Here is an 18,217-nt window from a genome sequence, read left to right on the forward strand (position 1 = left end):
CACGTTGATAGGTTACAGGTGTAACGGTGGTAACATCATAGCCGAGTAATACTAATAACCCGTAGACTTTTCGCGCAGCATTCTTTTTAAGGGAAGAGTTAGTTAAATATTTGCTTTTTATCCTCATATGTTAAAATATATGGGCTATGATTAATATGATATAGTCTAAATGATTTAAGGTGGTTATAGTCAAAGGTCTCACCTCTTACCATTCCGAACAGAGCAGTTAAACCTTTTAGCGCAGATGGTACTACGCAAGTGGGAGAGTATGTCGCCGCCTTCTTATAAAAAGAGCAATCTAAATAATTAGATTGCTCTTTTTTTTGCTCTATAGGGTTTGCTTTTTCTCGGTTACATTCTTAGGAAGGTCTGTAACTGTAACGGTGAGAACGCTGCCTGTAAAGCTGCTCTGATTAGCTGTAGCAGTATAGACATATAGCATACCTTCTTTTACTGCATCACCTTGCTCGATAAGAGTGCCTCCGCTTTGATGAAGGGCTACTTTTACTGATTGGACTGAAATATCGTCCAAGATGATAAAGTAGATTTTATCGCCTATTTTTCCGCGATAGTTGCTGACATCTATACGACGTACTACTGGAGGGTTCAGATAGTCTGCTATGGCTACGTTGAACGCACTCATTAGCTTTCTTTTTACCTTGTGGTCTGCTTGATACAATGCTTTTTGAGTAGGATTAGCAAGCGCACTTTTGGCATACAAAACCGCTTCTTGGAATTTGCTACGGCGTTTTAGCTGCTTTTCGGTAGCTTTGAGCTCTGGGTTTCGTGGTCGTGGATAACGAGCTACGAATGTTTTTTCGCCACGTTGGCGGAATACGATGGTTTTACCTACCTCGCCGCGGAGGTCTTGGGTAAGAATGTTGAAACTTTGTGCCATTTTTTTATTGTTTTTGTTTGACGGTGCAAAGTTGCGGCAATTTTGTTTCTTAGGCAAATAGTTGTTTCAGGGTGGAACAGAGTTGTAAAGATGGGAAAAGCTAATTGCTTAAGAATGATTGCTCTAGCTGAAGTGCACAGATTGGTGTATTAATTAGCAAATAAGAAAGCCAGCTCCCTAGCTGGCTTTGTTGTTGCGTGGAAGATTGTTATTTATAACAAAAATTGGTATTGATATACTTTAGGTTCTATGGCTTTGGCGAGAGTGGCAAGGGCTTGGCGTAGGGTGGTGATAAGACGTTTATAGGTTTCGTCCTCGCTTTTGTTGTTCATTTTGCCTTTTTCATTACGCCCTTGGAAATGTTCTCGGATGTCGTAGAGGGAGGCGTTTGGATTGGGGTTGGGCTGGGTGAAGTAGTATTGCCATACGGCTTTGCCTGCCTGAAATACTGCTTGTGCTTCGGGGGTGAATTGGATAGGCTCTGTAGGTACAAAAACTGTATTTTGGTGTGGGTTTTCTTCTCCTGCGAGGGTGAAGAGGTTGTGCTCCTCAGGGGCTTTCTTACTGAGTTTTCCTGCTATAAAATTGGTCATAAAGTGAGAGGTGAAGCGTGCAGGGGCATTCACTTCTTGTTCGGTAAAGGGTATCCAATGGTTAGCGCCTTCGGCACTACTAATGCGGTTTTGCCCGTGAAAAAGGGTGTAGGCGAGACAGTTGGTTTGGAAATCGGTGTCGGTTTGCCAGCCGTTTATAGGGTATAGGAATTGGTCGCGGTCGTTCAGCCACGTGGCTGAAATACAGTGACGAACAGAAAAATAGATAGCTATTTCAATCAAATTTTTATCAGTAACCCAACTGCCTCTGGGGTGAGGTAATTGTTCTTTGTTGTTAATAATAAAGATATAGTTAGTATTAGAAAAATCATTCCCTTTACAGGAGATGTAAGCAATGTTTTTTTCTGTTCCTCTATTTCTTGTAGATATAACCCATTCATTTATAAAGTTTCTATTATCATAAGAACTAATATTTTTAACATTTAAAAAACTTCCCTCTTTATTATATATATCAGCATTTATTTGTTTAAAATCCTCTTGTTTTGCTCCATCCCATATTTGAAAACTGATAGGGAATTGTCCTTTTACGTTATCAAATGTATCGGCTGGAACTATAAAAATTTTTTCGAGCTTCGCTCGATATTTTTTTCTGAAATCCGAGAAGTTAGGAGATTGCAAATTTTTCAAAGTTGAAAAATTTGCAATCTTGCTATTAGGGATTTCCTTGTATATTCTTATCAGGAACTGGGCGAAAAGTTCTCTACCTGCTATCCCTATTTTATCTACGTATTTAGAATAAGTATTCATCTTTACAGCTACATCTATTTTGTTTTTATTAGTACCTATAACAGTTCCTCTACTTGCAGCTTCTGCATAAGGAGGGTTGATATAGATGATGAGTTTTTTACGCTTTTCTTCGTCGTTGAGGACTTGAAGAAGGTCGTCGGGAAGTTTTTCGGTGTTGAACTCATCATTGAGGAAATCGAACTGAAAAATATGACTTTCTAAGAGGTTGAGAGCTTTGTTATGGGCGATGTCTTTCATTACTTTTACATCGGCAGTATCGAGGGTGCTTGCCCAGATATGGTATTTGTTGGTAAGCCCTGCCAGTAGGTTACCGGTGCCGGCAGCGCAGTCCCAGATGTAGTATTCGTCTTGCCAATCGTCTCCAAAGACTTCGGCGAGGTATTGTTGTGAGAGTTCGACCCACAGCTGTGGGGTAAAGAATGAGCCTTTGCGCTCACGTACATCTTGAGGTACGAGCAAGTCGCGGCGGTTGAGGATGTATTCCCAATATTCTTCACGTGGGGGGCGTTGGTAGTGGTTCCAGAATTGGTGATAGGCCTTCTGCTGGTCGGTAAATTCGACTGTGGAGGACTCATAAATTCCTATTTTGTTTTTGTGCTTGTTCATTTCGTAGTACTTTTCTTTGAGGACTACGAATAGGCTTTCTTTGAGGGAAATATTATCGGAGGAGAGGAGGTCGGCGAGATAGAAGTCGGCATCGAGGATTCCTCCTTTTTTGGCTTCCTCCCAATCAATACTAATAGTGGGGCGTACGGCTTGTAGCCATTTGTTGTAGATAGTGATGAAGTTGTTTTTGGTGATTTGTATTTTGTTGGTGGTTGTTTTTCCGATGACGAAATTTTCTTTTATAAAGGAGTGTAGTTCTTTGTCGTCGGTGCCGAATCGAAAGTGGAAGGCGTTGCACTCGAGGATGTTTTTGACACGGTTGTATACTTGCTCGAACTCGGCGGTGCTATGGTCGGAGGGGGTAACGCTCCAGTTGAAATCGTTTTGTGAAAAGATGTCTTGTACTTCCCAATAGGGGATAAAGGCGATGATCTGGCTATTGAATACGCCGAGGTAGTTAGGTGGCAAGAGGCGCTCAAAGGTGCGTGCTTTCCCGATGGTGAGGATGAGTTGTGCGAGAGCTTTGTAGATGTCGGAGTTAGCGCGTTTGGCTTCTGCCCACAGAAAATAGTGTTTTTGTCCGAAGAAGGTTTCGGGGTGTGCGACGGCGAAATCGATGCGTTCGATGATGTCGGTATGGTTATAGGGGGCGAAATAATCGTGCCCTACTTTGTTTTTGAGTTCTTCTTCGAGGATGTTGTTATAGCTCATTGGTGTTATTGTTGTGAGGGGACAAAGGTAGGGATAATTTGTGAATTAGGCAATTTGTTGATAGGAGGAATGGGAAGGCTGAGAAGGCTGGGAAGGCTGGGAGGTTTGGGACGAGTGAGACAAGTGAGACGAGTGGGACAAGTGAGACGAGTGGGACGTGACAGAGGGCGAGCAGAAAGGGCGTTTGTAAGATGTTTGTTCTTTGCTAATTTTTCGCTTAAACTTCGCTAATTGTTCGCTCATCCTTCGCTTAACGTTCGGTGAGGGGAGAGGAGTGTGATGATAAAATTAGAATTATCATTCGTAATTCAAAAAAGTTTTGTACATTTGCCCCAAGTTTAATGAAAGTTATAAGCGAACGCCTGTCAGAAATACAGAAGGTTATTTTTGATGTTAAATACAATCTCTTAAAACTGTTAATTATAAATTATTAATTGAAAAAGATGCTTCTTTTCTTTAAAAATCCTAAAAAAACGCTTTATGTGGTGGCTGTCGAGGCTGCCCTTGCTGAGCCTCACCTCAATAAACTGAAATGGCTGTTTGGCAACGCTGAACAAATTGACCTACCTACACTTAGTGGCTCTTTCGTTGGGCCTCGCGCGGCAATGATTACTCCTTGGAGTACTAACGCGGTGGAAATTACCCAGAATATGGATATTCAGGGCATTACTCGTATTGAGGAGTTCCACGAACTGACTGACCCTGATACATCTTTTGACCCGATGCTTTTTGAGCGATACGACGGTCTTACTCAGGATAGTTTTACCATTAATATAGCTCCGCAAACTACCCTTGAAATAGACGATATTGAGGCGTATAACCAACAAGAGGGACTTGCGCTAAGCCCTGAAGAGGTGGCTTATCTGGAGAACCTCTCTAAGCAACTGAACCGCAAACTTACCGACTCGGAAGTGTTTGGCTTCTCGCAAATTAACTCGGAGCACTGCCGTCATAAAATCTTCAATGGTACTTTTGTAATTGACGGTGAAGAAAAACCTTCTACTCTCTTTAAACTTATTAAAAAGACTTCGCAGGCAAACCCTAATAGCATAGTATCGGCTTATAAAGACAATGTGGCTTTCATTAAAGGGGCTACCGTAGACCAGTTTGCCCCCAAAAGTGCTGATAAACCTGATTTTTATGAGGTTAAACCTTTTGAGGCAGTACTTTCGCTAAAAGCCGAAACCCATAACTTCCCTACAACCGTAGAGCCTTTTAACGGGGCAGCTACGGGTTCGGGTGGTGAAATACGCGACCGCTTGGCAGGTGGACAAGGTTCGTTGCCTTTGGCAGGAACAGCGGTGTATATGACGGCTTACCCCCGATTAGAAGAAGACCGCCCTTGGGAGCAAGGAATGGCTGAACGCAAATGGTTGTATCAAACGCCTATGGATATCCTTATCAAAGCCTCGAATGGGGCGAGCGATTTTGGCAATAAGTTTGGTCAGCCGCTGATTACTGGTTCGCTTTTCACCTTTGAACACGAAGAAGGCGGTCGCAAATTAGGTTTCGACAAAGTGATTATGCAAGCGGGTGGGGTAGGCTATGCCAAAGCTTCGCAAGCTATAAAACACACACCTAAAGAAGGTGATAAAATAGTTATTTTGGGCGGTGAAAACTACCGCATTGGTATGGGGGGTGCTGCCGTATCGTCAGCTAATACAGGGGCTTTTGGCGCAGGTATTGAGCTTAATGCGGTGCAGCGTTCTAACCCTGAAATGCAAAAACGTGCCGCTAATGCTATCCGCGCGATGGTAGAATCGGACGAGAATCCTATCGTCTCTATACACGACCACGGGGCAGGCGGACACCTAAACTGCCTCTCTGAACTTATTGAGGAAACCGGCGGTAAAATAGATTTGGATAAACTGCCTGTAGGTGACCCTACTTTATCGGATAAAGAGATTATAGGCAATGAATCGCAAGAACGTATGGGCTTGGTATTGCCCGAAAAGGCTATAGCCCAACTAAAAACTATCGCTGAGCGCGAGCGTGCGCCTATGTATGAGGTGGGTGTGGTAACTGATGATAAGCACTTCAGTATAGCCTCTGAAAAGAAAGGCACTCACCCAATGGACTTAGACCTTAGCGCCCTATTTGGCAGTTCGCCTAAAACGGTAATGACCGATGAAACGGTAGTTACCACTTACGAAGGGCTTACTTACTACCCAAGTCAGCTATACACTTATTTGTCGCAAGTGCTACAATTAGAGTCGGTAGCTTGTAAAGATTGGCTTACCAACAAGGTAGACCGCTGTGTAGGGGGTAAGGTGGCCAAACAGCAATGTGCAGGCGCTCTGCAACTCCCCTTGAACAACGTAGGGGTAATGGCTCTCGACTACAACGGCAAAGAGGGAATCGCTACCAGCATAGGTCACTCGCCACTTACGGCACTTATCAGCCCTACAGCGGGTAGCCGCAATGCGATAGCAGAAGCCCTTACTAATATAGTATTTGCTCCATTAGAAGGGGGACTAAAAGGCGTATCGCTATCTGCCAACTGGATGTGGGCTTGCCGCAACAAAGGCGAAGATGCCCGTTTGTACGAAGCGGTAGAAGCGGCTTCGGACTTTGCTATACAATTGGGGATCAATATCCCTACGGGGAAAGATTCGCTATCGATGAAACAAAAATACCCTGAAGGAGGCGATGTGATTGCCCCTGGTACTGTTATCATCTCGGCCGCTGCTCATTGTACTAATGTGCAAAAGGTAGTTGAGCCCGTACTGAAGAGAGACGGAGGGGCTATTTACTATCTGAATTTATCAGATGATAGTTATCGATTAGGCGGTTCGGCTTTTGCTCAAGTCCTCAACAAGATAGGCACAGAAGCGCCTACGGTGAGAGATAGCAACTACTTTAAGAAAGCCTTTGATGCGGTACAAACTCTTATAAATGAAGGCAAAATACAAGCAGGGCACGACATAGGTAGTGGAGGGCTTATCACTACCCTCTTAGAAATGTGCTTTGCTGATAACGAGTTGGGGGCTACCATAGACCTTGCTGCTTTGGGCGAAGAAGACTTGCTAAAAGTGCTTTTTGCAGAGAATGTAGGGCTTGTATTGCAAGCTGATGCCTCTGTAGAGCGCTTTTTGGAGGCACAAGGCATACATTACGCTAAAATAGGTACCGTAGCTACTGCTGAAACCCTTAGAATTAACCATTTTGGCAAAGAATACCACTTCAGTATACCTGAATTGCGCGATGTGTGGTATTTGACTTCTTACTTATTAGACAAACAGCAAACCAAGAACGATAAGGCTACAGAGCGTTATCAGAACTACTCTGAGCAGCCTTTGCAATACACTTTCCCTGCGCACTTCACCGGTGAAAAAACAATCCGCCCTGCAGGCAAGCGTCCAGTAGCGGCAGTGATACGCGAGAAGGGTAGCAACTCTGAGCGCGAAATGGCAAATGCTCTTTATTTGGCAGGTTTTGACGTGAAAGATGTGCATACCACTGACCTTATCAGCGGGCGTGAAACTTTGGAAGATGTACAGTTTATAGGAGCTGTAGGCGGCTTCTCTAACTCTGATGTATTGGGTAGTGCCAAAGGTTGGGCAGGAGCGTTGCTCTACAACGAGCAGGCTAAAAAGGCATTGGATAATTTCTTTGCTCGTCCTGACACTCTTTCAGTAGGTATATGCAATGGATGTCAGCTGTTTATGGAGTTGGAGGTCATCAATCCCGAACATTCAGAGCACGGCAAGATGTGGCATAACGACAGTGGCAAGCACGAAAGCGGCTTTGTGTCGGTAGCAATTCCGGAGAACAACTCGGTGATGTTATCGAGCCTTGCAGGCAGTACTTTAGGGGTATGGATTTCGCACGGTGAGGGTAAATTTCATTTGCCGTTAGAAGAAAGCGCTTATAACATAGTAGGTAAATACGCTTATGAAGAGTATCCTGCTAATCCTAATGGTTCAGATTACAACACGGCTATGCTGTGCGATAAATCGGGAAGACATTTGGTAACGATGCCCCATATAGAGCGCTCGGTATTCCCTTGGCAGTGGGCTTATTATCCGAATGAAAAGGCAGCGGTAAGTCCTTGGTTAGAGGCATTTATCAATGCCAGAGAGTGGATAGAGGCGCACAATGCGAAATAAAAATGGTAAATAAAATCTTAAAAAGGATAAGATTTTCAATATTAAAATTACGCTAAAAGGGGCTGTATAAGCCCCTTTTTGTATTAAACTTTTGTTAAACTTAAAAATACACTTGACAAGTACGGTTTTATTCGTACCTTTGCAGTGCAATGAGGGTGGTAGCTCATTGTAAACTTCAAATAATAGTTTTCATAATTTAAAGTTTTGGTTGGTTAATGAAGAAGTCCGATAATTTTTTATCGGACTTTCTTTTTTTTTTGTAGGTAAGAGATAAGATAATGAGAAATGATTTAGTACCCCATATACAAGTACCCGATAGTTTTAAAAGCTATTTAAACACTATTGAAACTCAAATTAATACCCTTCCTAAAGAAGCTTTTCTTCCTTGGGGCTGTTGGGTGTGTGAAGAATTATGGCAACAAAGCCAACCGCAAATAACTCACTTCTTTGAAGAAAACGAAATACAACTTTTTCAAGATATACTCAACTACCTATGGCAAATAGTAGATGAAGCTATTACTCCCGACCTCAATACTCTTTCTAGCTATTACCTATCGTTACAAAATATAGATGAAAGCTATTTAGATGAAACAGACCCCGATGAAAAAGTGCTCTATGAGCTTATAGTTTCGTTAGATCATCTTCTACAATGCTCTTTAAAAACACAGTACAACTGTGCCTTACCGCTTTCGCAAGCCCTTATTGATGTGATTGATGTCTGCCTACAGTTGGAAGACAAAGATATACTTACTCCTGAAGGTTTTGCCAATGCCTCTGTACAAAATGAAATCAAAGCCCAGTTATATATGATTTGGGAACTGCGAAACTACGGACTTAAAAGCGACCAAAAACATCTTTTTCGTAATGGTAAGTTCCCTCAACTCAATCGTGAAAAAGTTATTGCTATTGTTGAGACATATAGGGAAAACTACCCATCTTCTGATTACACTTTTACTGAGTTACAGTTTGTAACTAAATGGAAAGATGTGCAAGGCAATATGGCTTGGATACTCACCGCAGAAGGTGAACTATTCGGCGAACATAAGCACTGCTTATATGTAGTAAGTGATGAAACACAGCGAGTAGCCTATATTATCGATGAATTTGGAGGCATACATTCCCCCTATTCGCTACCAAAGCCAAAGAAGAAAAAAAGAATACACGGAGTGAGAACAACAGATTATTAGGCTTCTTGCCTAATTGTTACTTTTTAAGTGTTGTAACACTTCTTCTAAATTAATAGGGGTAGAAGGTAATTGTATTGTAATAGTACTGAAAGGGCAATTACTTTTTAGGGGTTTTGTGATATGAATATATAAGGCATTGGCTTTCAAATTAAACTCTACATCTTGGCATAGGGCATAAATGTAGTGAGTTTGCTCATTGTATTCAAAATAAAGTTCTTCTTCATAAGCTAATCTGCTTATAGAAAAATATTGCTCTTTATTTATAAAAGCTATTTGCAAAAGCTCTGCCCAAGATGTACGAGGGTTGAGGTCTATTTCTTCACAAGTAAAAAATAAGGATTCACTCATAAAATTATATTGTTAATCTCCTTAATAGGGCATTGGTTTTATAGATGCCTAAATCGTTGCAAAGTAATTTTATTTTTGGGTGTTGTTGTTATATCTTAGATTATTTTCTACTATCGTAGCTGGATAACAACAGGGATAATTATATAGTGCAAATGTACAAAATAATTATGAGAAAGCAAGTTAGCAATGATAGTGATAATATGGGAAGGCTGTGAAGAATGAGAAGGCTGGGGGAAGATACGAGCTGCAAACTTGCGTTGGGGTGTGATAGTAGCGTTAAATTATTCTTAATGTCTTCATAAATAATAGCTAAAAATTGAGGGCTTTGCAGGGGGTGACAGTACTGCGAAAGGGAGGGGAACGAGAGGTAAATGCTTTAGAAATGAGCTACTTAAAAGGTTTGTAGAAGGTAGCGATGCATCGTGGCATTATTTTTGCCGTACTAAACTGATATGTAAGTCATAAAAGTAACCTTAATTAGAATTTTTTTATATGATTCTTTTTTTGTACTTTTGTGCGATTTATAGTGCTTAGTAGGCACTTCAGTTTAGCAATGTTTTTAATATTTTAAAGGAAAAAGATGAAAGTAACAAGATTTTTAGCGTGTACTATAGTAGCTTTTCTGACGTATTTTAGCAATGTACAGCTATACGCTCAGACCCAAGGCTCGCTTAAGCAGGCTAAGTTGGGTTTTGCGATATATGCTTGTCCTAAAAGTGATTTTAACAGCTTTAGGGTAAATATCTCGTGGAAACCTCCTTTCCCTAACGCTGATAACAAATACTTCGTAGAACTTTCGGATGCTGATGGTAATTTTGACAACCCTACCATTCTCTCTACGATTACTGATAAAAACAATCGCAGTGAGATACCTGTAACATTTCAGTTCCCTTCTACTACCCAAGGTAAGAAATACAAAATAAGGGTAAGAAGTACAAGTCCGTCGAATGAAGTGGTAGCCTTTTGGGAAGCTGGCGGCAATAGAGGGGAAGAGATAGAAGTTCATTATCAGGATGTTACCACTCAGATAACCGTATCGCCTATTAATGTAACGCTTTGCTCAGGACATACACAAGAGCTGAAAGTTACCGCTTTGCCAGGGGGTAAAAATCCGTCTAACTACAAGTACAAATGGTATAAGCTGAAAGAAGCAGGCTCTTCGGGCAACAACATTCTTTTGGCAAGTGATGCGCCTCCTACCCAGACGGTTAGCGAGGCAGGTAAATATTATGCTGAAATAGATTATGGCGCTTGTTCAGGAGCAACTAATGCGCGTTCTGCCAATATCACAGTAGGAGTATCGGGTAATCAGACCGTTACCCTTAGCAGTTCGGCTACCGCTATCTGTACTAACGATGCTTTTACACTTACCGCTACGCCTCCTATAGCAGGGAGTAAGTATTTTTGGTATTACTACGCTTCAGACCCTCAGACAAAAACTAAAATAGCAGAGACTGACAATAATACCTATACCGTGAATGCGCCTGATAATAAGGCAGGGAAATATTATGTGGAAGTGGGAAGCGGAGGTAATTGCGATGTGCGTTCTAACCAAATTGCCATTACTCGCAAAGACGCTATTACGGCTACCCTAAATACTACAGGCGGTAGCGTGCTAATGCCCGGTAAGAATAAGACTTTTACGGTAAGCACTACTGCTGAAGCCCCTACCTACAAATGGTTTAAAGATGGTACGGAGATTAGCGGTGAAACAGGAGCGACCTTAGTAACTACTTCGGCAGGTAAATACAAAGCTGAAATAAGCCAGACAGGTAGTTGCCCCGTAACAGTGCAAACGGCTGAATATGAGCTTACTCAGCCAGATAACTTCAAAGTAAGCATCAAAACAAAATCGGCTTATCAGGATTGTACGTACGACCGTGTAACCCTAACGGTAGATAAGATTATAGCGCAAATAGGCAGCAATGAGGTAACCGTAGACCCTGCTGATTATTCGTTTTTCACCTTTCAATGGCAAGCGAACATCACAGGTACTTATGCTAATGTAGGCACTAATGCCAAAGAGATAACCTTGAGTAGCGCCTTAGAAAATGGTAAATATAAACTGAATATAACAGGGCCTAACTATAGTAGCATCCCCGAATCGAACGAAATAAACATTTTATTGAAAGATGCTAATGCGCTGAAGATAAACGGAGGTGTTGCAGACTTAGAATATTGCGGTGCCTCGGTAACCTTAACCGTTACTACTGGTGCTAATGCTTCGTCTACCTACACTTGGTATAAAGACGGAGCACAAGTAGCACAAGGGGTAGGGCTTACTGAGTATAGTACTGAGGGCTCGGGGGCATTCTATGTGTCGGTAAGTGCTAATTACGGTGGTTGCCCTGCAACTTCAGCTGCGATAGTAGTAAGGAAGAAAAATATAGTAGTGCGTTGGGAAGATGATATGGGTACACGCGAGATTTTCTACGCAGGGAAAACTAACGAGCTGAAAGTATCGCACAATATGGAATCGCCTACTATAGAGTGGACAAAAAATGGTACTGTATTGACAGGAGAGACAGGTACCTCGCTTACTATAAGCACTGCGCCTACTTCAGTAGATATTTATCAGGTAAAGCTAACAGATACTGGTACTTGTGGTAATACAGTAACTTTAGGGCCTGTTTATTTTGAAACCATCTCTGATATTCAGCAATTGCGCGTAGGTACTGTAGCCTCAGTAAATTGCGAGACGCGTACACAAACTACCCTTGAATTGCAACAAATAAAAGTAAAATTGAGCAGTTCGGGAGAAGAAGTGATTGTAAAGAAATCGGATTATCGTTATTTTAGCTTCCAATGGGCTAAAGATGGTAATGATGTATATGGAGAAACAAATCCTACTTATGTAGTATCGAGCGCGAGCAACTCTGATGCCGCTCAATACACTATACGTGTGATTTACAATACTAGTATCATAAAGGTTTCAGACCCTAAAACGATAGCTTTTACACCTATTCCTGATTTTGAAATTTCTTCATCAGAAGGAGCGAAGACTACCGCTTACTTATGTCCCGGAGGTTCGCTAACTTTAACTGTAGCCTCTGATAGTTTTGACCCAAGTTCGTCAGTAGCGGATAGTTTTTCGTACAAATGGTATAAAGTAACCAGTGCTAACTATCGCAACGATACCGCTTTGGGTAGTGAACAACCCACAGCAACCGTGAGCGAGACAGGAGAGTACTATTTGGAGATAAACAACGGAGGTTGCCCTAAGCGCGCCCATATAAAGGTAGAAAATTACCGTACAGGTAACCTAAAAATAAAACAAATAACCGCTACAGGCGCTTTAGCTAAGGAAATCAACCAACACAGTTCGGCAAGAGAGCGCAAGTTAGATGTGAATGTAGGACAACAATTGGTAGCTGACGGAGGTAATAACTTTGTTTGGGCGAAGTCAGACGGCACTGTGACCTATGGCAGTACCCTCAGAATCACTTCAAAAGATATGGCAGGCACCTATACACTAAAAGAAGAATCGTGTACGGCCGTAGGGGCTAATACCCTTGATTTTGAGCTGAATATTTTTGAAGTAAAAGTAATTCCGAATATAGTAACGCCTAATGCTGATGGCGTAAACGACTATTGGGTAATACCTGATACGTATTGCCAACCTAATGTGCGCGTGACCATCTATAGTCAGGAAGGGAAAGAGGTGCTTTCGACTACTAATTATCAGAACAATTGGCCAGATAGCACTACTTATAAAGAATTAGGCAAACGCTCATTAGTGTTTATCTATGTGATAGAAGGGGGCAATGTGGAAAAACAAAAAGGAGTGATTACCTTATTAAAGTAAAAGAAACAGATGAAGATTATATCTAAAATAACAGTTCTTGTGTTTGTGCTTTGTACCCAATACCTTTTGGGGCAAAGTGACGGTAATTACTTGCCATACGAATTGCCAGGACATACAGCCGTAAAGTATAACACCTATCTGATGAACCCTGCTTTCCCGATTTTTGGCAAGAATGAATCGCAAATTACCTTCTTCCACCGAAACCAATGGATGGGCTTTAAAGAGGATAAATTTAATACCTTTGGGCTATCGTACGGAAAGAAATGGGGCGGTGATGCCGGCAAGAAAACAGTAGTAGATGACGGGAATAATATGGCGCACGGGCTTATCTTTCAACGTACCGCTTCTATCTTTGCTAACACAGGTGTATTAGGCAACTACGTGCACCAAGTGGAAATATCAGATGATAACTTTTTGAGATTGGGTATTAATGCGGTGTTTGCCCGCAGTAGCATAGATAAGAGCAAAGTGCGTGTGAATGTGAATGACCCTCTTATAGAGAATGCTAAGGCGGTAAATATTATCAATATACAACCAGGTTTTGATATTAATTTTAACGAAATGCACTTTGGTATTACTGCTGAAAACCTGTTAGATTACGCTTTTTCGGCTGGAGAAATGGCAGTGCCTTTCAACGAAAAATCGCTTACTGCCCACGCGATGTATCGCCACGCATTAGATAGCAATAGCGATTTTTTAGAAGATGCCGTTTTGACCGTTTTAGCTAAAGGGAAGAAGAGCAGTGATAACTTTCAGTTAGGCGGACACGTGATGCTTGATGCTAAAATGGGTTGGGCTTATGCCGGTTACGACCAAAAGTATGGCGCTTTTGGAGGGCTGGGCTTTAATATAGCCAACCACGTGAGTATAGGGTTTGGCTACGAACAGAGCATAGCGGCTTATGTATCGGAATTGGGAGGTAGTTATGATATAGTACTTTCGTATCAGTTTGGTGGTAAACATCACATCAAACCGCCGAAGGTAACGCCTACGCCACCTACACCGCCAGCACCAGTAGTAGAAAAACCTAAACCAGCTGTTGCCACTCCGACAGTAAGCGAAACTAAAACGCCTACTACGCCACCACCAGCACCAAAGAAACCTAAGCCAATTTCAGAGCAACTAAAAGACCGTATGACTTTGGTAGAAGATAAGATTGCAGGAGCAGGTATCCCAGAAGGGCACTATGTAGTGATAGGGGTATATCGCAATGCATCAGGAGCTTATGATATGCTGAAGAAAGTACGTCAGTTAGGTTTATCAGTATTCTCATTTAAACACCCAGAAAATCAGATGACTTATCTATACGTAGAAAAACCATTTGCATCGAGAGGTGAAGCCGGAGAAGCAATGATAAACCTACTGCGCCGACCTGAGTTTAGGAACTCTAAGGTATGGGTACTAAAAGTAGGACGATAACCATATATAAAAACGATGCTTTAGACAACTAAGGCATCGTTTTTACACAATAAAAATATTGATGAGAATATGAAGATAAGACTTGTGAGGATAATCTTGTGCTTGTGTTGTGCTTTGATGATGAGTGCTTGTGGGACAGCAAAAAAGCCAACAGGAGTGTATAAGAGTGATGTGAGTGCGAGTTATTACCACGATAAGTTCAACGGGCGAAAGACTGCCAGCGGAGCGATATTTAGCAATAATAAGCTCACTACAGCTCACCCCTCTTTGCCCTTTGGCACTCAGCTAAAAGTGACGAATAGGGCTAACGGCAAATCGGTAATAGTAACCGTAACCGACAGAGGACCTTTTACTAAAGGGCGTGAGCTCGACCTTACCAAACGCGCCTTTATGGGTATCACCGATAATAAGAACAAAGGCGTATTGCAAGTAGATATAGAAATTGTAAAACAATAACAAATGATAACTTCAACAACCAAGATTCTTTACCTACACGGGCTTGATAGTACCCTGCAAGACGACCGCCGAGCGGTGCTGGCTCCCTACGGAGAGATTGTTGCCCCTGTGCTCGATTATCGCAATACCCCCGACCTTTTTTCAACATTGGTTAGGGATTATGCCGATGTAACGGCTATTATAGGGTCGAGTGCTGGTGGATTAGTGGCTTACTATCTGGCACAAGCGTTGCTAAAACCGTGTTTGCTCTTTAATCCTGCTTTCACTTATAAAAACGAACTGCCAGCTACGGTACAGTCCAATCCTTATTACGCCGCTTATACTCAAATAGTCATAGGATTGCAAGACACTGTGATAGACCCTTGGCAGTCGTTAGCAGAATTAAAAGGACAGCTTAAAACCCGTCAGCCAGCCGAAATACACCTTATCAACACTATGGCACATAGCTATCCGATAGGGATTTTTGAAAAAGAAGTAGCTTACTTTATGCAAAAGATTGATGATTAATAATTTATAATTAATAAAGATGTATCCATTAAGAAGAAACCGCCGTTTGCGCCAGAATGAAGCTGTGCGCAGTCTTGTAAGAGAAACTATAATTACTCCAGATGATTTTATGGTGCCCCTATTTGTAGTAGAAGGTAAAGGAGTAAAAGAAGAAATAGCTTCGATGCCAGGTTATTACCGCTATAGCCTTGACCTATTGGCAGTGGAAGTGAAAGAACTTTGGAACTTAGGGTTGAAAGCAGTACTTCTATTTGTAAAAGTGCCTGATGACTTAAAAGACAATAGAGGGACAGAAGCCTCTAACCCTAAAGGGCTGATGCAGCGCGCTATACAAGCCGTTAAGAACGCTATGCCTGAAATGTTGGTGATGACTGACGTGGCTCTTGACCCTTATTCTGTTTACGGGCACGATGGTATCGTAGAAAAAGGACAGATAATAAATGACCCTACAGTAGAAGCCCTCTGTGGTATGGCACTTTCGCACGCTGAAGCAGGTGCTGACTTTGTAGCCCCCAGCGATATGATGGACGGGCGCATAGAGGCGATACGTGAGACCTTAGAAGACAATAACTTTCAGAATGTAGGGATAATGTCGTACAGTGCTAAGTATGCTTCGGCTTTTTATGGTCCTTTCCGCGATGCGCTCGACAGTGCTCCTGTAGACCAAAACGATATTCCTAAGGATAAGAAAACCTATCAAATGGATTATCACAACCGTTTGGAAGCCCTACGCGAAACCCGTATGGACATAGAAGAAGGTGCTGACATCGTGATGGTGAAACCAGGGCTTTGCTATTTAGATATCGTGCGCGAAGTGAAGAATATGAGCGAGGTGCCAGTAGCAGTTTACCAAGTATCAGGCGAGTATGCTATGCTGAAAGCAGCTGCAGCTAATGGTTGGCTTGACCACGATGCGGTAATGTTAGAGCAGGTAGTGAGCATAAAACGCGCTGGTGCTGACATTATTGCGAGCTATTTTGCTAAAGAAGTAGCTAAAATTATTAACAGATAACACTATACTATGAAAAAAACACTATACACACTCTCAGCTATAGCTTTTTTGGCAGTAGGCTGTGGCGGAGGCACTAACAATAATAACTCTGCTAATGATAATGCGAATGAAACTGTAAATACAGCCAATACTACAGAAGTACCTAAAGAGGCTTCAGCAAAACCTACTGAATATCCTAACTGGCAGACAAACAAAGGAATAGGGAAAGTAAAGACTATCACTCCTCCTTTAGCCGACACTCCTGATGCCGCTATGGCAGCCAAAGGAGAGGCTACGTTTAACCAATATTGTATGGCTTGTCACCGTCCTACTAAACGACTTATAGGGCCAGCAATGGCAGGGCTAACCGATTATCGCACTCCTGAATGGTTGATGAATATGATACTGAATCCGGAGCAGATGATAAAAGAAGACCCTATCGCCAAAGCACAGTTAGAAGAGTACGGCAGCATAATGCTAAACCAGCATTTAACTGAGCAACAAGCCAGAGAAGTGTTGGAGTATTTGCGAACCATAAAGTAATTTGCTTATTAAGATTATTTTTTGTACCTTTGTAGCTTGAAAAATATAATAATATTTTAAATATATAAGATATATGAGAACCATAGACAATTTTAATTTTGCAGGCAAAAAAGCCCTTATTCGTGTGGACTTTAACGTGCCTTTAGATGAAAACTTCAAAGTAACCGACAATACCCGTATTGAGGCTGCTAAACCTACTATCAGCAAAATCTTAAACGACGGCGGAACAGTAGTGCTAATGAGCCACTTAGGTCGTCCTAAAGGAGAGCGCAACGATAAGTATTCATTACGCCACATCGTAGGTGAAGTAGAGAAAGTATTGGGCAAGAAAGTGATTTTCGTAGAAGATTGCGTAGGCGAAGTAGCTGAGAAAGCCGTAGCCGCAGCTCCTGCTGGTAGTGTAATATTATTAGAAAACCTACGTTATCACAAAGAAGAAGAAAAAGGTGATGAAGGTTTCTCTAAAGAGTTGGCTAAGCTCGGCGATATTTATGTGAACGATGCTTTTGGTACAGCTCACCGTGCTCACGCTTCTACAACTATTGTAGCAAAATTCTTCCCAGAACGCAAATGCTTTGGTTATCTTCTTGCTAAAGAGATTGAAAGTATCGACAAAGTGATGAAATCAGGTGAAAAACCTGTAACTGCTATCTTAGGAGGCTCTAAAGTATCATCTAAAATCACTATTATTGAAAATATTTTAGATAAAGTGAACCACCTTATCATCGGTGGAGGTATGGCGTATACCTTTATTAAAGCTCAAGGCGGTAAGATAGGTAATTCTATCTGCGAAGACGATAAACAAGAACTCGCTCTTGATATTTTGGCTAAAGCAAAAGCTAAAGGGGTAGAAGTACACTTACCTATAGATGTGGTAGCTGCTGATGCTTTCGACAACAATGCTAAAACCCAAGTAGTACCAGTAAATGCTGTACCTGATGGATGGGAAGGTCTTGATGCAGGGCCTAAAACCCTTGAAAACATCAGACAAGTACTTCTAAAATCTAAAACTATTCTTTGGAATGGGCCTGTAGGAGTATTTGAGTTGCCTACTTTTGCTAAAGGGACTATAGAAGTAGGTAATTTTGTAGCTGAAGCTACTAAAAACGGAGCTTTCTCGCTTGTAGGAGGTGGTGACTCAGTAGCAGCGGTGAAACAATTTGGCTTTGAAAACAAGGTAAGCTATGTATCTACCGGTGGTGGTGCAATGCTCGAAAGCCTTGAAGGGTTAGTATTACCAGGTATTCAAGCTATTAACGAATAAAAACGATACTAC

12 protein-coding genes and 1 rRNA gene are annotated in these 18,217 nt (G+C 41.8%); 10 read left to right on the plus strand and 3 right to left on the minus strand.

Going from position 1 to position 18,217, the window contains the following annotated elements:
- Positions 1-175 precede the first annotated feature (175 nt).
- Positions 176-283 (plus strand): 5S ribosomal RNA (gene rrf, locus C8P65_RS09610).
- Between the two features lie 45 nt (positions 284-328).
- Here rrf and C8P65_RS09615 read toward each other — a convergent pair.
- A complete protein-coding gene (locus C8P65_RS09615) occupies positions 329-898 on the minus strand; it encodes a hypothetical protein (RefSeq protein WP_107782617.1) in 570 nt (189 codons plus the stop codon).
- A 212-nt stretch (positions 899-1,110) separates the two neighbouring features.
- Positions 1,111-3,576: a hypothetical protein gene (locus C8P65_RS09620; RefSeq protein WP_107782618.1), complete on the minus strand. Its 2,466-nt coding sequence runs from the start codon at positions 3,574-3,576 to the stop codon at positions 1,111-1,113.
- Positions 3,577-4,019: 443 nt separating this feature from the next.
- Between C8P65_RS09620 and purL the strand changes: the two genes are divergently transcribed.
- Both purL and C8P65_RS09630 read left to right on the plus strand, forming a co-directional pair.
- Positions 4,020-7,685 (plus strand): phosphoribosylformylglycinamidine synthase, encoded by a 3,666-nt coding sequence (purL, locus tag C8P65_RS09625; protein WP_107782619.1) that lies wholly within the window; start codon positions 4,020-4,022, stop codon positions 7,683-7,685.
- Between the two features lie 278 nt (positions 7,686-7,963).
- Positions 7,964-8,872, plus strand: a complete 909-nt coding sequence (locus tag C8P65_RS09630; protein WP_107782620.1) for a hypothetical protein — start codon at positions 7,964-7,966, stop codon at positions 8,870-8,872.
- A 9-nt stretch (positions 8,873-8,881) separates the two neighbouring features.
- Here the strand turns inward: C8P65_RS09630 and C8P65_RS09635 are convergent, their stop codons facing one another.
- Positions 8,882-9,220 carry a transcriptional regulator gene (locus C8P65_RS09635; protein ID WP_107782621.1) on the minus strand — a complete coding sequence of 113 codons (339 nt, stop codon included), beginning with the start codon at positions 9,218-9,220 and terminating at the stop codon, positions 8,882-8,884.
- A gap of 580 nt (positions 9,221-9,800) precedes the next feature.
- Here C8P65_RS09635 and C8P65_RS09640 point away from each other — a divergent pair.
- The 7 genes from C8P65_RS09640 to C8P65_RS09670 all read left to right on the plus strand — a co-directional run bounded on the left by C8P65_RS09640 (position 9,801) and on the right by C8P65_RS09670 (position 18,205).
- Positions 9,801-13,025 (plus strand): T9SS type B sorting domain-containing protein, encoded by a 3,225-nt coding sequence (locus C8P65_RS09640; RefSeq protein ID WP_107782622.1) that lies wholly within the window; start codon positions 9,801-9,803, stop codon positions 13,023-13,025.
- Positions 13,026-13,034: 9 nt separating this feature from the next.
- On the plus strand, positions 13,035-14,444 hold the full coding sequence (locus C8P65_RS09645) for a PorP/SprF family type IX secretion system membrane protein (protein ID WP_107782623.1): 1,410 nt from the start codon (positions 13,035-13,037) through the stop codon (positions 14,442-14,444).
- Between the two features lie 69 nt (positions 14,445-14,513).
- Positions 14,514-14,900, plus strand: a complete 387-nt coding sequence (locus C8P65_RS09650; protein ID WP_107782624.1) for a septal ring lytic transglycosylase RlpA family protein — start codon at positions 14,514-14,516, stop codon at positions 14,898-14,900.
- Between the two features lie 3 nt (positions 14,901-14,903).
- Positions 14,904-15,407, plus strand: a complete 504-nt coding sequence (locus tag C8P65_RS09655) for a YqiA/YcfP family alpha/beta fold hydrolase (protein ID WP_009392406.1) — start codon at positions 14,904-14,906, stop codon at positions 15,405-15,407.
- Between the two features lie 19 nt (positions 15,408-15,426).
- Positions 15,427-16,419 (plus strand): porphobilinogen synthase, encoded by a 993-nt coding sequence (gene hemB, locus C8P65_RS09660; protein WP_107782625.1) that lies wholly within the window; start codon positions 15,427-15,429, stop codon positions 16,417-16,419.
- 9 nt (positions 16,420-16,428) lie between these two features.
- Positions 16,429-16,941, plus strand: a complete 513-nt coding sequence (locus tag C8P65_RS09665) for a c-type cytochrome (protein WP_009392409.1) — start codon at positions 16,429-16,431, stop codon at positions 16,939-16,941.
- A 73-nt stretch (positions 16,942-17,014) separates the two neighbouring features.
- On the plus strand, positions 17,015-18,205 hold the full coding sequence (locus C8P65_RS09670; protein ID WP_107782626.1) for a phosphoglycerate kinase: 1,191 nt from the start codon (positions 17,015-17,017) through the stop codon (positions 18,203-18,205).
- Positions 18,206-18,217: the final 12 nt, after the last annotated feature.

This window comes from Capnocytophaga leadbetteri (assembly GCF_003054025.1).
Taxonomy (GTDB): Bacteria; Bacteroidota; Bacteroidia; order Flavobacteriales; family Flavobacteriaceae; genus Capnocytophaga; species Capnocytophaga leadbetteri.

Excerpts from the sequence above, each read along its gene's own strand:
- C8P65_RS09615 (WP_107782617.1), bottom strand. The coding sequence starts at position 898 with ATGGCACAAAGTTTCAACATTCTTACCCAAGACCTCCGCGGCGAGGTA.
- C8P65_RS09620 (WP_107782618.1), bottom strand. The coding sequence starts at position 3,576 with ATGAGCTATAACAACATCCTCGAAGAAGAACTCAAAAACAAAGTAGGG.
- purL (WP_107782619.1), top strand. The coding sequence starts at position 4,020 with ATGCTTCTTTTCTTTAAAAATCCTAAAAAAACGCTTTATGTGGTGGCT.
- C8P65_RS09630 (WP_107782620.1), top strand. The coding sequence starts at position 7,964 with ATGAGAAATGATTTAGTACCCCATATACAAGTACCCGATAGTTTTAAA.
- C8P65_RS09635 (WP_107782621.1), bottom strand. The coding sequence starts at position 9,220 with ATGAGTGAATCCTTATTTTTTACTTGTGAAGAAATAGACCTCAACCCT.
- C8P65_RS09640 (WP_107782622.1), top strand. The coding sequence starts at position 9,801 with ATGAAAGTAACAAGATTTTTAGCGTGTACTATAGTAGCTTTTCTGACG.
- C8P65_RS09645 (WP_107782623.1), top strand. The coding sequence starts at position 13,035 with ATGAAGATTATATCTAAAATAACAGTTCTTGTGTTTGTGCTTTGTACC.
- C8P65_RS09650 (WP_107782624.1), top strand. The coding sequence starts at position 14,514 with ATGAAGATAAGACTTGTGAGGATAATCTTGTGCTTGTGTTGTGCTTTG.
- C8P65_RS09655 (WP_009392406.1), top strand. The coding sequence starts at position 14,904 with ATGATAACTTCAACAACCAAGATTCTTTACCTACACGGGCTTGATAGT.
- hemB (WP_107782625.1), top strand. The coding sequence starts at position 15,427 with ATGTATCCATTAAGAAGAAACCGCCGTTTGCGCCAGAATGAAGCTGTG.
- C8P65_RS09665 (WP_009392409.1), top strand. The coding sequence starts at position 16,429 with ATGAAAAAAACACTATACACACTCTCAGCTATAGCTTTTTTGGCAGTA.
- C8P65_RS09670 (WP_107782626.1), top strand. The coding sequence starts at position 17,015 with ATGAGAACCATAGACAATTTTAATTTTGCAGGCAAAAAAGCCCTTATT.